Genomic DNA, 14,762 nt, shown 5'->3' on the forward strand with positions numbered 1-14,762 from the left:
CTCCCTCTCATGCGCATCCGTCCTTCCGCCTGGTCCCGATGTCTGGGATTGATGGCCGTCCTGAGCGGGGTCCTTCCCGGGGCGGGACACGCCGCGTCGCTCGAGGTCAATCCCGTCCGGCTCGAGCTGGAGACCGGAGCCCGGGGCGTGGTGGTCACCGTGAGAAACCAGGGCGCGGAGACCACGCGCTTCCAGGCCTCGGTCCACACCTGGGTCCAGGATGAAGAAGGGCGCATGACGTTGGAGCCGACGCGGGAGCTGTTCTTCTTCCCGTCGATGCTGACGCTGGAGCCGGGGGAATCCCGCCCCATCCGGGTGGGCATTTCCTCGGCGCCGCGAGACACGGAGCGCGCCTTCCGGCTCATCGTCGAGGAGCTGCCTCCGCTCGCGCCGGTGCAGCCCTCCATGGGCCTGAAGATTCTCACCCGCGTCTCCCTCCCCGTATTCGTCGCGCCCAGGCACAAGGACGTCCAGGGCCGCGTCGAGGACGTGGACCTGCGCCAGTCCCGGTTCCACTTCCGCGTGAGGAACCCGGGCACGGTGAACTTCTTCATCCGTCAGACGCGGGTGCGCGGCCTGGATGCCCAGGGCCAGCGACTGGTGGAGAAGGACCAGGTGGGCTGGTACGTGCTGCCGGGCGGCTCGCAGGTGTTCGCGCTCGACACCTCCGCCGAGCACTGCCAGCGGATCCGCTCGCTGGAAGTGGAGGTGGAGACGGACCGGGGCGTGTTCCGCCACAGCGCCCCCGTCACCGCCGCCGCGCCCTGTGGACCCACGCCGTCGCCATGAGCCGATTCCAGAAGTCGGCGGCCCGGGGCGCGCTGGCCCTGGCGCTGGCGTGCGCCTTCAGCCTGGTGCCCTGGCGCGCGTCCTCGGACGAGCCCGAGCGCGTGGTTCCCATCGTGGTGGAGTTCACGCTGAACGGCGTCCCCCGAGGTGACGTCTTCCCGCTGGTGAGAGGCACGGACGTGCTGCTGCCCGCGGCCACACTGGAGGCAAACGGGGTCGACCTGACGCGGCTGGGGGCGCGCCTGGAGCGCATCGAGGGTCAGGATTATGTCTCGCTGCAATCCCTGGCACCCCGGGGCCGCTTCGAGCTCGACGAGCGCACCACCTCCCTGCACTGCGAGCTGCCGTCCACCGCCTTCGTGCCGACGCGCATCGACCTGGGCACCGCGCCCCCCGAAGGCTACGCCGTCACCGGCAGCCCGAGCGGGTTCATCAACTACGCCGCGCACCTGCGCAACACGCGGCTGGCGCTGTTCGGCGAGGTCGGCGCGTCGGTGGGCCGGGGCCTGTTGACCACCCAGGGGCGGTGGAGTCCTGGCACGACACCGCTGCGCGGACTGACCCAACTGTCGGTGGATTTTCCGGAGGTCATGGTGCGCGCCCTCGCGGGTGAGGCCACCGGCCTGGGCGGCGTGCTCGGAGGGGGCGCGGTGGTGGCGGGCCTGCACGTCATGCGCTCCTTCGAGCTCAACCCCTACTTCGTGCGCAACCCCGTGCAGGACCTCGCGGGCGACGTCACCACGCCCTCCACGCTGGAGGTCTACGTCAACAACCGGCTGGTGCGTCGCACCGAGCTGCCACCAGGGCCCTACCGGCTGGAGAACCTCACCGTGCCCCGGGGCGAAGGCACCGCGCGCTACGTGGTGCGCGACGCCTTCGGACGCGTCAGCGAGGTGGATGCGTCGTACTCGCTGGGCGCGCAATTGCTGTCGCCCGGCGTGGCGGACTACCACCTGTCGCTGGGCGTCGAGCGCGAGTCGCCCGGCACGCGCAGCTTCGACTACGGACGACCGCTGCTGCTGGGCACCTTCCGCATGGGCGTGACGTCCTGGCTGACGCCGGGCGTGCGGCTGGAGCTGTCACCGGACCTCTTGAGCACCGGCGCGGTGCAGTGGTTCCAGTTGCCGCTCGGAGAACTGGAGGTGTCCCAGGCCGTGAGTCGCTCCGAGCGACACACCGGCGTGGCGGCCGGCGCGGCCTGGTCCGTCCAGGGGCGGTGGCTGGGAGGGTCCGTCTTCGGCCGGGCGATGAGCGCGCGTTATGCCCACAGCAGCCTCGCCCCGGACGCGGCACACCCGTTGGTGGAGTCGGGGGGCAACCTCTTCGTCGCGCTGGGCCGTCGGGTGAGCGTGGGCGGACAGGCGCTGGTGACGCGCTGGAGGACACGCGGCTGGTCCACCTGGCTGAGCGCGTCCACCTCCGCCCAATTGACCGAGCGGACCCTGATTTCGTTCTCCGCCAGCCGAGGCCAGTTGCTCCTGGGCCCCTCCACGCTGGAAGGCATGGTGTCCCTGAACGCCGTCCTCGACCCGAGGACGACGGGCTCGCTGGGCCACACCCAGAACCGGGGAGGAGGCATCACCTCGGTGGATGTCTCGCGCGGTGTCCCCGTGGAAGGCGGACTGGGCTTCCAGGTCCAGGGGCAGACGGGCCTTCACCACCAGGCCCTCGGCCGCGTCGACTACGAGACGAACGTGGGCCGCGCCTCGGGCGGCCTGGAGTGGCGCCAGGGCGTGCTGGTGGCCGCGGCCGAGGTCTCCGGTGGATTGGTGGCGCTCGGTGGCCGCGTTCGCCCCACCCGCGCGGTGGACCAGGGGTATGCGCTGGTACGCGTGGAGGGCGTGGAGGGCATCGGCGTGCGGCTCGACAACCACCTCATCGGCCGGACGGATTCGCGCGGCGAGCTGATGGTGACGCGGCTCCAGTCCTACGGGGCCAACCGGCTGTCGCTGACGGACGAGGACCTGCCGCTGGAGGTCTATCTGCGGACGACGCAGAAGCTGGTGGCGCCGTGGCGGCGCGGCGGCGTGGTGCTCGACTTCCAGGTGGACAGGGTGCGCGCGTTCCGAGGCCGGCTGGTGCTCGCCGACGACACGGCCCGGCGGACCCCCGCGCATGGCGAGCTTCAAGTCGACGTCGCGGGTGCGCGCGTCAGCTCCCCCGTGGGCAGGAATGGCGAGTTCGAGCTGGTGGACCTCCCCGCCGGCAAACACACGGCCACCGTCATCTACCCCGGGGGACGTTGCGCCGCGACGCTGGACGTCCCATCCCTGGCGGGCGAGGTCATCGACCTGGGAACGGTGAGGTGCGTGGATGAGGATGCGCGGTGACCTGGCGCTCATGCTGGCGGGCCTGTGCGGGCTGACCTCCGCGAGCGCCCGGGCGGCGTGTGAGATTCGCAACGTCGTGGGCCTGCGCTTCCTCAACTACACCCCCACCTCCACGCTGCCGCTCGACACCACCGGGAGCATCACCTTCCGGTGCACCATCATCCAGCTCACCCCCGTCACCATCGACCTGAGCCAGGGCGGCTCCAACAACTACGCGCTCCGGCGCATGCAGGGCCCGTCCTCCAGCACCCTCGCCTACAACCTCTACCTGGACGCCACCCGCCTGAGCATCTGGGGCAATGGCCTGTCCGGCACGTCCCGCTATGGCCCGGTCCTCCCCTTGCTGGGCCTGGACATCACCGTCCCCATCCACGGCCGCGTCCCCGCCCAGCAGAGCGTGGCGGCGGGCAGCTACTCCGACACGCTGGTGGTGACAGTGACCTTCTGACCCGCGAGCGGCGTCCCCATGCCCCCGTGCTCACACAGGCGTGCGAGTCTCCAGGAGTCGCTGGGACGCAGGGCATGCGCCCGGGGAGGCGCTCCGGCGCGGACGTTGCGCTCGCGGAGCCTGGGCCGCTCGCCTATCCTCGCACCATGAGTTCTTCCGACCCCATCGCGACGACCTTCGTCACCCATGAAGTCACCAATCAGGCGCCCCCCCTGGTGTACGACGCCTGGAAGACAGACCTCCCGCTGCGCGAGGCCGTGGCACGCGAGGGCGGAGGCTGGGCGGAGGCGGACATCGCGAAGTACGGCCCGCTCGCGGGCGGCGAATTGATGCAACTGGGCTTCACCGCCAACGAGAACAAGCCGAAGTTCAAGCCCTTCGACCGCTATGGCAACCGGCTGGACGAGGTGGAGTTCCATCCGGCCTACCACCGCATCATGGAGGCGGCCGTCGCCCACGGCATCCCCAACTTCGCGTGGCGACACGAGAAGACGGTCGGTGCCCACGTCGCGCGGATGGCGCTCTCCTATCTGCACAACCAGGCCGACCAGGGGACCAGCTGTCCGCTGACGATGACGTACGCGTGCGTGCCCACGTTCCGGGCACACGCGGGGCTCGCGGAGAAGTGGCTGCCGCTCGTCACGTCCACCACGTATGACTCGCGCTTCCAGCCCTCCGAGCAGAAGAAGGGCGTCACCATTGGCATGGGCATGACGGAGAAGCAGGGCGGCTCCGACGTGCGCAGCAACAGCACGCGCGCGCACCAACTGGGCGCGAAGGGGCCGGGCAATCCCTACGCGCTCGTGGGGCACAAGTTCTTCTTCTCCGCGCCCATGAGCGACGCCTTCTTCGTCCTGGCCCAGGCCGAGGGCGGCCTGTCGTGCTTCCTGCTGCCGCGCTTCACGCCGGAGGGCACGCGCAACGCCATCCGCATCCAGCGGCTCAAGGACAAGCTGGGCGACTGGAGCAACGCCAGCTCGGAGGTGGAGTTCCAGGGCGCGGTGGCCTTCATGGTCGGCGAGGAAGGCCGGGGCGTGGCGACCATCCTGGAGATGGTGGCCCTCACGCGGCAGGACTGCATGATTGGCTCCAGCAGCCTGATGCGTCAGGCGCTCGTGCAGGCCATCCACCACGCTCGGCACCGCAAGGCGTTCGGCCGGCGGCTCATCGAACAGCCGCTGATGATGAACGTGCTCGCGGACCTGGCGCTCGAGTCGGAGGCCCACACCGTGCTGACGGCGCGCGTGTCCCGCGCCGTGGACGCAAGCCACCGCGACGAGCGCGAGGCCGCCTTCGCGCGCATGGCCACCGCCGTGGGCAAGTACTGGGTGTGCAAGCGCGCCCCCACCTTCGTCAACGAGGCGCAGGAGTGCCTGGGCGGCGCCGGCTACGTCGAGGAGTCCAACCTGGCGCGGCTGTACCGGCAGGCGCCCCTGAACTCCATCTGGGAGGGCAGCGGCAACATCCAGTGCCTGGACGTGCTGCGCGCGGCCACCCGAGAGCCCGCCAGCCGCGAGGCCCTGTTCCAGGAGCTGATGGCGGCCCAAGGCGGCCACCCCGCGCTCGACGCGGAGCTGGCGCGCATCGCCAAGGACTTCTCGGACACCGCCACGCTGGAGACGCGCTCGCGCTTCGTCGTGGAGCGGCTCGCCCTGGCGCTCCAGGCCTCCCTGCTGCTGCGCGCCGGAAACAGCCAGGTCGCCGATGCCTTCTGCGAGTCCCGGCTCGGAGGCGCGCACGGCAACTGCTTCGGGACCCTGCCCGCCCACGCCCCGATGAAGGCCCTCATCGAGCGAGCCTTCAGCGAAGGCGCCGTGAGCTGACCTGGGCGACGCGCGCGCCCTCTGGAAGTCGGGCCCCTTGCCTGCCCGTACGCCCTGTCCCGGCCCACACCGCCGGGCAGGGAGGCTTCCGCCCCGCCCATCGCCACTGGGGGAAGGTGGCGCCTTCGTCTACTGGACGAAAGGGTGAGACAGCCGCTTGCATGGCGACAATTGCGTGTTCTCCTAGGTGGCTGGAAGCGGGGCACCTTGGGCGACAACCACGACCACCTTCTGAACTCCGGTAACGGAGCCATCACCTACTCGAGAGGTGAACACTCCCGTCGGGACACGGAGGACCAGCTCCGTCTGCTCATCTCCAGCGTCACGGACTACGCCATCCTGACGTTGGACGTACGCGGCTACATCGCGAGCTGGAACCTGGGGGCGGAGCGCATCAAGGGCTACCTGGCCGAGGAAATCCTGGGCCAGCACTTCAGCCGCTTCTACCCGCCCGAGGACGTCGCCTGGGGCAAGCCCGAGTGGGAGCTGGAGTCCGCCATCCGGCTGGGCCGGTTCGAGGACGAGGGCTGGCGCATCCGCAAGGACGGGACGCGGTTCTGGGCCAACGTCGTCATCACCGCCCTCTTCGATGAGACGGGAGAGCTGCGCGGCTTCGGCAAGGTGACGCGGGACTTCACCCAGCGCAAGCACGCCGAGGAGACGCGAGAGATGGAGCGGCTGCGCGAGGCCCTGCACGCCCGCGACGAGTTCCTGTCCGTGGCCTCACACGAGCTGAAGACGCCGCTCACGCCCCTCCAGTTGAAGCTGTCCGCCATGCGCCGCACCGCCGAGAGCAACCCCGAAGCGCTCGTGGCGGACGGACGACTCGCCCGGGAGCTCGCCGCGGCGAGCGGTCAGGTGCGCAAGCTCGCCGACCTCATCGATGACCTGCTGGATGTGTCGCGCATCAACGTGGGCAGGCTCCCGCTGGAGCCGGCGCGCATGGACCTGTCCGCCCTGGTGCGGGACGTCACCACGCGCTACGAGGCCCAGGCCGCCGCCGCGGGGTGTCGCCTGGAGCTCGACGTCCCCACCAGCCTGGAGGGGATGTGGGACCGGCGGCGGATGGACCAGGCCGTGACGAACCTGGTCACCAACGCCATCAAGTACGGCGCGGGCAAGCCCATCCGCCTGAGCCTGAGCGCCGACGACACCACCGTGGTGCTCACCGTGCAGGACGAGGGCATCGGCATCGCCCCCACGCAGCAGCACCGCATCTTCGAGCGCTTCGTGCGCGCCGTCTCCGAGCGCAACTACGGCGGCATGGGACTGGGCCTCTTCATCACCCACCAGATTGTCGAGGCCCATGGTGGGACCATCCAGGTGGAGAGTCAGCTGGGGCGCGGCTCGACCTTCACCCTCCGGATTCCCATGAAGAGACTGCCGACGACGGGCGGCCCGGGGATGAGCACCCGCGCCTGAGCGGCGAGCGCGTCTTCCCGCGACACCAAGGCCCCGATGCGCCAGCCCTCGGTCGAGGCTGGCGCCGGACGGGCGTGAAGGTGGGGCCCGCTACTGGAAGCTCACCTTGCCGTCGCGCTGGTAGCAGACGTGGGGCGTGCTGTCCGTCGGGCGGACCGCCACGCTCGGACGTGAGCCCTCCTGCACCGTGCCCAGTTGGGTATAGGTCCAGAAACCCCGCGCATCCGGGGTGATGAGCTCCAGCTTCGTCCCATGGCGCTGGGCGATGAAGACCTTGCCTCCGCCGTAGGTCATGTCGTTCGAGTCGTTCTCGAAGTCGACCGGCGAGGTGGCCAGGGTGCTGGACGTGATGGGCGACTTCACCGTGATGTCCTGCAGAGCGCTCCTCGCGCCGTCGACGCCGCCGCTGGACAGGAGCAGCAGGTGCTGGCTCGGCCCCCAGACCGCGGAGAGCCACAACGTGTTCTCCAGCGTCACACCGTCCAGACGGGTGCGGTCGGTGGCCGCGCCGGGCCTCACGCTCACGTAGGTATCCGAGCTGGAGTTCGCATTGGACGGGATGTACAGCGTGCCCGAGGCGTCGAAGTTGACGTCGCCCATGAGGATCGACATGTTGTGCTGCGCGATGCCCCAGGTGCCCGGCGCCATCCGGGTGGCGACGCGGACTCCCGTCCCGGCCGAGCCATCGCTGAAGACGACGGTGGGCTGCAGGCCCTGGTTGGGATTGAGCGCGACACTCACCCGCGTATAGGACGTGCGGTTGGTGGGCTCGACTTCCTCGCGGACCCAGCTGCCATTGACGCGCGTGGCATAGTTCATCCGCCAGTTGGCCGCCGTCGTGCCGGGCAGGCCCGGCCCCTTGAGATAGACGACGTGCGGCGTCCCGCTCGCCACGTCCAGCGTCAGGGCGATGTTCCAGTTCAACACGTAGGTGCCGCCGTTGTTGAAGCCCGGGCCATCAATCTGCTCCGTCGTCCACGTCGTGCCGTCCCAGGTCGCGTACCACAGCCCCCGGTGGGTCTCGTTCGTGTAGACGAGGTGCCCCTTGCCGGCGTTGTCGAAAGCCAGCTCGCAGAGCACCCCCGTCACGTCCGGCCCCGCGTCCACCCCCGTCACCGGGACGACGACGGCGGAGGCCACCACGTTGAAGTTGAACGCGCCCTCGGCCGTCTTCCCCGACTCCGTCTCCACGGAGACGGACAGGGACGCCGTCCCCTCCTTCGGCAGCGTCCACGTGACGCGCTCGGCTTCGGCCGCGACGACGCCGGCGTTGGCGCTCCAGCGCACGGCCTTGAAGACCTCACCCGCGGCGGTGACCTTGAAGCGCTCCTGCGTCCCCTCGACATAGGGGCCCTCGCCCGTCTCGCGCTCGATGAGCAACACCACCGTTCCGGAGCCGTGCGAGTCGATGACCTCCGCCTTCTTCTGCTCGTTGTCACACGCGGCGAACAGCGTCGTGCTGCCCACCAGGAGAATCCACGAAACCACCAGCTTCTTCAGCATGACCCGTACTCCCCGTCGATGAGGTCCGACGAACCCCTGCCCGTCGGACCGGAGCCGTACTCGCTCCATGCAACGCATCAACGAGACGGCCTCACGGAAGTCTTATGAAAAGCGAGACATGCCGAAAGAAAGTCATGGAAGGGGCTCGATACAAGGGCGGGCGTGCCCTCACGGCGCGCCCTGCGCCTGCTGTCCTGGAGGTTGGCGCCTGCCGGTGGGAGTGGAGACCGCCGCCTGGGTGTGGTCCACGAAGAGCAGCCCGTCATAGGCGGACGCGGCGCGGATGGACCGGGGCTGGATGGCCTTGCTGTAGACGGCACCATAATTGCGAGTGTACCGGGGCTGCATGAAGAACTCCGCCGCGCCGCCGCCGCGCGGCAGGCTCCGCAGGTCGAGCGCGAACGCGGACACTTGAGCCTGGGCGAGCGTTCCATCGAGCCAGCCGATTTCCGCGGGAGGGAGGGTGTGGGCGGTGAGACCCCGTCGCGGCTCGTTCGGCTCGCTCGGCACATGCACGGCCTGGAACGCGCCCTGATTGAAGGCGAAGCCAAAGACATACAGTTGCTGACCGAGGGCCTCGCGCAGGTGCTGCCCCATGGGCGTCACCGCGTTGCGGCCCGTGGCGGCGACATGACCGTTGTGCGCCCAGAGCACCATCCGGGCCTCGGGGCCCTCGTGCTCGAGAATCCAGCGTGCGTTCTCCGCCATCGCCCGGTCCCGGAGGTTGTCATCGGAGAGCTGGCCCACGACGGTTTCGGCGAACTGACCGAGCACCCTCGCGTGGCGAGCCACCAGCGCCTGGGCCTTCGCGGAAGCCTTGCGTGGGGGGAGCTGACGCAGGCGGGCCTCGATGTCCGCGACGAGCCCCGCGAGCACCTGGCCGGTCTCCACCTGGCGAAGCTCGGGGCCCTGCCGCGTGTCGAGGAACGGCGCCATCGGCCCGGCCAGTCGCTGGTGGAAGGCGGGGTCCACCTGGGCGAAGAAATCGAGGACGGCCCGCGAGGAGGCGGCGGTGGCCTGCATGTCCACGCCGTAGAACTTGAGCTTCCTGGCGTGGCGCGGGTCGGCGTTGTAGGCGCGCATCCACCGGATGAGGGCGAGCACCTCCTCGGTGTCCCAGGTCCAGAAGTAGAGGCCCGCGAGGCCCTTCGCCGGGTCGCCCTTGCCGGTGAGGACGTACTCGTTGAGCGCGAGCGCCTCTCCGAAGCTGGCTTCAATCGCGAAGACGGTGAAGCCCAGCTCCGTGGCAAGGAACTCCAGCATCCGGTGTTTGAGCTGGAAGAACTCGCGGGTGCCGTGTGTGGCTTCACCCAGTGCCACGATGCGGGCCTCGGTGAGCCACGGTTTCAACGGTTGCAGGTCGGCGAACCCATGTCCCGCCTCCACTGAAGTGAGCGGCACCAGGGACTGCTTCACCCACGACACGACCTCCGGAGATGGCGGCGTGGTCTCCGGGAGCGCCAGCGCGGTGAAGTCCGCCACCGTCACGGACTTGTTGACCGCGATTTCCAGCGAGCGCCCCATGGGCATGAAGCCCTCGGCGTGGACGGCGGCGCCATACCCGCCGACGGGCAGGGCCACCTCGTAGGCGCCGCTCGCATCCGTCTGGACGTAGAGCATGTCGCCCAGGAAATCGCTGTAGCGTCCCAGGAGCAGCCACACGCCCGCGAGCGGCTTGCCCGACTCCGACTTCACGCTCCCTCGGAGGACCTGCGTTGGCGGAGCGAGCACCACGTCGAGCTCGCGCGGGGCCTCGCCGGCCGCGAGCTTCACGTCCATGAGGAAGCCCGCCTCGTGCGCGGTCGCGCTGACAGTGAGGCCGTACGGGCCAGGAGGCAGGTCAGCGAAGTGGAAGCGGCCATCCGGTCCCGTGCGCATGCGCGCCGCCGGGGGTGAGACGTCCGGGTTCCAGTCCTCACGGGCGGGAACGAGCGTGACCACGGCGCCCTCCACGGGCGTGTTCGTGGCGCTCCGGACCCGGCCGTCCACCGTGACGGTGGCGACAGCGGGGGCTGCCTTCTCGGAGGGAGCGACCGAAGGGGCCGGGACACGTGGCGTGCCGGAGCCGGCGCACGCGAGGGAAAGCATCAGGCACAGCAGGCGAAGGACTTTCATGCGGACCTCGGGACGGACGACGGGGGTGCGGCCAGGACGCGAAGGGCGCACGAGCCCCAGCACGTCCAACGTGAAGTGACTTCGGGATGGACGAAGGGGGTGCGGCCAGGACGCGAAGGGCGCACGAGCCCCAGCACGTCCAACGTGAAGTGACCTCTGGATGGACGACGGGAGTGCGGCCGGGACGAGAAGGGCGCAGAAGGCCCAGCACACCCCACGTGAATCGACCTCGGGATGGACGACGGGAGTGCGGCTGCGACGCGAAGGGCGCACGAGCCCCGGCACGTCCGCCGCAAAGGGGCATCACGATGAAGCGGGGCGCGGGCCTCCTTGGGAGGAGGCGCTCACCGGTGACAACCGGCGACGGCGCGCGAGTGCTCGGATGAAGTCGGGTGCGGGGAACAGAACTCCCCCGCTCATCTCTCCGCTCGCAGCGGACCGCCGACGGTGACCGCTACGGCGAAGCGTCCGCCAGGAAGTCGCTCGGGATGACGAAGCGCGTGACGACCGGTTCGACGACTTGGATGTCCGAAAGAGTGAGCGAGCCGAAGAGGTCGGACTCCTCACGGATGGCATAGCCCAGCTCGGCATCCACCCACTGGGTCAACGTGTCATGCGGAGCGTGGCTCCGGTGCCAGCGTCGGGTGAGGCGTCCCTCGACGAGGTCCTCCCCCTGGAGCACACAGCCCGCCTGATTCTCCGTGCAACCGCCAGGAAGGTGCAGCGGAAGCCCCAGGTCCCCATCGTCGGTAATCACGTCGAAGGTGCGCGCCCTGACATCCAGGGTCACCTGCTCATGGGCGTTGATGTCATAGAGGAGCACCAGGACCGAGGACCCATTCTCGGACTCCAGTCGGATGCGCCCACAGCGGGAGACGAAGACGCGGCTGCGCAAGGTGCGCCCGTCGCTCCGGTAGGAGGCCACGGCGGTGAAGTCCTTGGGATAGACCACGCGGGAGCACACCGCCGTGGCGAGCCCTTGCGAGGACCGCGGAGGCAGGGACATCTCCAGCGGCACCTCCCACGCCCAGGCCGCGCCGGAGACCCCCAACGTCGCGAGCACGCCACCGACGAAACCCACGAGCCGGGCCTTCCGAGGCACCTCCAACACGGGCGACTGCCCCAGCAGCCGCCGCACCCGCGCCGCGAGCGGCCGTGCACCCGCGCCCAGCGCCAGCATCGGGCCCTCCTGCCGCAGTTCCTCGAGCCCCAGCAGCGCGCCGGAATACACGCGGACATCACCACAGAAGCCCACGGCCGCGTCGTCGCAGCAGTGCTCTCGCTCCAGTCGCACCTGACTGGACAGCCAGCGCGCCGCCGGATGGAAGAAGAACAACGCCTCCACCAGGCACTGCACGAAGTTGACGACGGTGTCATGGCGCCGCACGTGCGTCAGCTCGTGTGCCACCACCGCCTCCAACTGTTCCCGGGTGAGTCGCGCATCCACGCCGCACGGGAGCACGAGCACCGGCCGCACCAGCCCCAGCACCAACGGAGAGGGCGCGACAGAGGACTCCCGCACCTCCACCCCACGGCGCAGGCCCAGCCGCTCCGCGACGTGCGACACCGTCAGGCGCATCGACGGGGAGGCCGGCCCCGCGAGGCGAACCAGTCGCCGCGTCATCCGCAACCAGCCCAGGGCGAGGCGCAAGAGCGCCACACACGCCCCGCTGAACCAGAGACCGCCCAGCACGATGGGCCACGGGATGTCGAAGGCCACGGGCTCCGTCGCCGCCTGGAACGTCGGGCTCGGGAGGGAGACTCCCGCGAGGGCCTGGGAGTCCTCGACGATGGACGTCACACGCCCGCTCGCTCCAACCTCCAGCGGCGCCGGAACCGAGTCCGGCGACGACAGCAGCAACGTGACCACGGGCGCGAGCACGAGCGCGGCCAGGGCCAGACACCCCACCGCATAACGAGCCCGCGCCGAGCGGTGCCGCAACAACCACAGCGAGGCGGCCGCGACCAGGGCCACGACGCTCGTCTGCCACACGCCATGGACCAGCCACAGGGCCACGCCTCGCCCCCACTCCGCCATCAGCCAGACGGGGCTCATCACTTCTCCCCCTTCTTGTCCGCGTCCAGCAACCGGCGCAGGTCCTCGAGCTCCTCCTTCGATGCGGGCTTGAGCGACAGCGCCTGCACGGCGAGCGCACCCGAGGAGCCCCCGAAGACGCGGTCGAGCAGGTCCTTCACCAGCTGACGCTTGGTGCGGCCCTCCGCGACGCTCGCGACGTACACGTGGCTGCGCGAGCTCTCGTCACGGCTCACCAACCCCTTGGCGGACATCACCTGGAGCTGCTTGAGCGTGGTGGTGTAGCCCGCGCTCTTGCCGTCCTCCCGCCCGAGCGCCTCGTGAACATCGCGCACGGTGCTGGGACCGCGCTTCCACAGCACGCCCAGGATGGCGAGCTCCACGTCCGTGGGAATGGCATCCGTCGTCATGCCACCTAAGTACGACGTCAGTCGTATGTTGTCAACGATGCACGTCGTACTTCCGCGAGTCGTTACTCCGCGACGACTTCTTGCGAGGGGCCCTTCACGCCATGGGCGGAGATGCATCTGCCGAAGTCGAACGGCTGCTGCGGGGTGAGCGTGCACCGGGACAGGTCACCTCCGGAGTCTCGCTCGCACTCGGGCAGCCGTCCCTGGTTCGCGTCCCGGGTGGCATCCCAGCCCGACAGGCAGCCCAACTGGTGCTCTCGCGCGAACTCCACCAGGCCGCGCTGGTGCTCCAGGGTGAACTCCCGTCCATTGGGATGACGACCGAACATGGGGCACGCCCCCAGGCGCCGCCACACCTTCGCCGCGTCCCACCGAGGGAAGGCCGCGGAGACATGCGCGTGCATGCCCTGGAGCGCGTGGACACAACACTCCAGTGCATCAACCGGTGCCGACTGCCCGAACTCCATCAGCAGGCCATTGATGAGCGAAGGCTCGATGCCCGCGGAGGACAGCTTCTGGAGGAAGCGCACCCCACCGTCGTTGAAGCCCACCAGCGAGCCCGGCGCGCCGTCCGCGGGCAGCGTGTAGGAGAGCTTCAGTGTGGGGTAGACGGCGAGCAGTTGGGAGAGGGCCGCGAGGTGGCGCACCTGTGCGTCCTCGTCATGGAGGAACGCGCCCTCGAAGTCGAAGTCGAGGTGGCGGACTCCGTAGTTGCGAAGGACGGCCGCGTAGGTCGCGACAAGCGTCGCCACATCGGTCTCCTCGGCCTCGAGGGGCACGTTCGACGCGCCCCCAAAGGACAGCACCACCGTGCCGCCGCTTCGGCGGAAGGCTTCGATGTCTCTCTTGCCGTAGTCGGAGACCGTCGCGTCCCCCGAGTACGACTGGCCATCCTCCGAGTCCACCAGGGTGGTGTTGCCACCCCAGGACACCGCCCTGGCACCCCCGTCCGGTCGCGCCACGAGGAAGCCGAGGAAGAAGCCATCCAGGCCGGCCTCTCTTCCGTACTCAGACACGCGCGGCGTGGGCCACGACGTGTAGTCCACGAACGGGGCCCGGGGCACGTCCCAGTCCCCTGCGTCCGGCGGCGCGGCCGACGTGCGAATCTTCACCGTGTCCGAGGACGCCGACACATTGTCGGACACATCCAGCGCCACCACGGAGACCTGGTACTCGCTCCCCGCCGACAGGCCCATCAGGGTGATACCCGGCCGCGTCGACGAAAGCGTCTGGGCCACACCGCCGCCCACCTTCGAGTACGTCACGCGGTAGCCCGCGACGGCGACATTGTCCGTGGACGCGTCCCAACCCAGGGTGACGAGTGCGGAGCCCACGAGGGTGGCGCGCACCCGCTTGGGCGTCGTCGGAGGCTCGCTGTCTCGAGGAGGGTCCGCGGGGCGCCCGTTGACGGTGAAGTCGCGGGGGAGCGGCCCCAGGTCCTGCCCCTCCCCTCGCACCGACAGCCGGAACTCCGTCGAAGCGCGAGGAGGGATGACGTTGCGTTCAGCCACGAGCCGACCGGACACCACCTCCCCGCTCCGCGTCCAGACCAGCCCGTAGTTGTTCTGGATGACCTGCTTCGCCTCCACCTTGAAGGTGATGACGGGATTGACCACCACCTCGTCCGACAGGTTCAGCAACGTCACCTTGAAGGTCGACCCCCAGGGACCGCCGCCTGACACCCACTCCGGACGCGCCACCACCACCAACGTGTTTCCCACCATGCCGACGGTTGTGCCGGATGCGCGGCGGGCACGACATTGCCCACGGGTTCCTGCCCCTTGTCTCTCAAGAGACAGGGTCCGGAGGAAGACGCGAAGCGCCCCGCACGGACACCGCGGGGCGCCTCCAGTGTCCTACGACAGGGTCCAGGTGCTTCGCGAGAGG

At 69.6% G+C, this 14,762-nt stretch carries 10 protein-coding genes; 5 read left to right on the forward strand and 5 right to left on the reverse strand.

Annotation, left to right across the window (positions count from 1 at the left end):
- Positions 1–9: 9 nt before the first annotated feature.
- The 5 genes from HUA75_RS22950 to HUA75_RS22970 all read left to right on the forward strand — a co-directional run bounded on the left by HUA75_RS22950 (position 10) and on the right by HUA75_RS22970 (position 6,812).
- Entirely contained in the window at positions 10–789 is a 780-nt protein-coding gene (locus HUA75_RS22950) for a molecular chaperone (protein ID WP_174487622.1), read from the forward strand.
- Positions 786–3,119, forward strand: a complete 2,334-nt coding sequence (locus HUA75_RS22955) for a fimbria/pilus outer membrane usher protein (RefSeq protein WP_174487623.1) — start codon at positions 786–788, stop codon at positions 3,117–3,119. Before HUA75_RS22950 ends, HUA75_RS22955 begins: the two co-directional genes overlap by 4 nt.
- The gene (locus tag HUA75_RS22960; protein ID WP_174465191.1) at positions 3,103–3,567 is read left to right on the forward strand and encodes a spore coat U domain-containing protein; all 465 of its coding nucleotides are present in this window, start codon (positions 3,103–3,105) and stop codon (positions 3,565–3,567) included. Before HUA75_RS22955 ends, HUA75_RS22960 begins: the two co-directional genes overlap by 17 nt.
- Before the next feature lie 146 nt (positions 3,568–3,713).
- Positions 3,714–5,390: an isovaleryl-CoA dehydrogenase gene (locus HUA75_RS22965; protein ID WP_141645243.1), complete on the forward strand. Its 1,677-nt coding sequence runs from the start codon at positions 3,714–3,716 to the stop codon at positions 5,388–5,390.
- Between the two features lie 207 nt (positions 5,391–5,597).
- On the forward strand, positions 5,598–6,812 hold the full coding sequence (locus tag HUA75_RS22970) for a HAMP domain-containing sensor histidine kinase (RefSeq protein ID WP_254627716.1): 1,215 nt from the start codon (positions 5,598–5,600) through the stop codon (positions 6,810–6,812).
- A 90-nt stretch (positions 6,813–6,902) separates the two neighbouring features.
- Here HUA75_RS22970 and HUA75_RS22975 read toward each other — a convergent pair whose 3' ends face one another.
- The 5 genes from HUA75_RS22975 to HUA75_RS22995 form a co-directional block, all read right to left on the reverse strand.
- On the reverse strand, positions 6,903–8,315 hold the full coding sequence (locus tag HUA75_RS22975) for a hypothetical protein (protein WP_174487625.1): 1,413 nt from the start codon (positions 8,313–8,315) through the stop codon (positions 6,903–6,905).
- Positions 8,316–8,483: 168 nt separating this feature from the next.
- Positions 8,484–10,430: an erythromycin esterase family protein gene (locus HUA75_RS22980; protein WP_174487626.1), complete on the reverse strand. Its 1,947-nt coding sequence runs from the start codon at positions 10,428–10,430 to the stop codon at positions 8,484–8,486.
- Between the two features lie 454 nt (positions 10,431–10,884).
- Positions 10,885–12,486 (reverse strand): M56 family metallopeptidase, encoded by a 1,602-nt coding sequence (locus HUA75_RS22985; RefSeq protein WP_174487627.1) that lies wholly within the window; start codon positions 12,484–12,486, stop codon positions 10,885–10,887.
- The gene (locus tag HUA75_RS22990) at positions 12,486–12,875 is read right to left on the reverse strand and encodes a BlaI/MecI/CopY family transcriptional regulator (protein WP_174487628.1); all 390 of its coding nucleotides are present in this window, start codon (positions 12,873–12,875) and stop codon (positions 12,486–12,488) included. Before HUA75_RS22990 ends, HUA75_RS22985 begins: the two co-directional genes overlap by 1 nt.
- Before the next feature lie 62 nt (positions 12,876–12,937).
- On the reverse strand, positions 12,938–14,599 hold the full coding sequence (locus HUA75_RS22995; RefSeq protein ID WP_174487629.1) for a fibronectin type III domain-containing protein: 1,662 nt from the start codon (positions 14,597–14,599) through the stop codon (positions 12,938–12,940).
- Positions 14,600–14,762: the final 163 nt, after the last annotated feature.

Origin of the sequence: Myxococcus sp. CA040A, from assembly GCF_013336725.1 — a bacterium.
Taxonomy (GTDB): Bacteria; Myxococcota; Myxococcia; order Myxococcales; family Myxococcaceae; genus Myxococcus; species Myxococcus llanfairpwllgwyngyllgogerychwyrndrobwllllantysiliogogogochensis.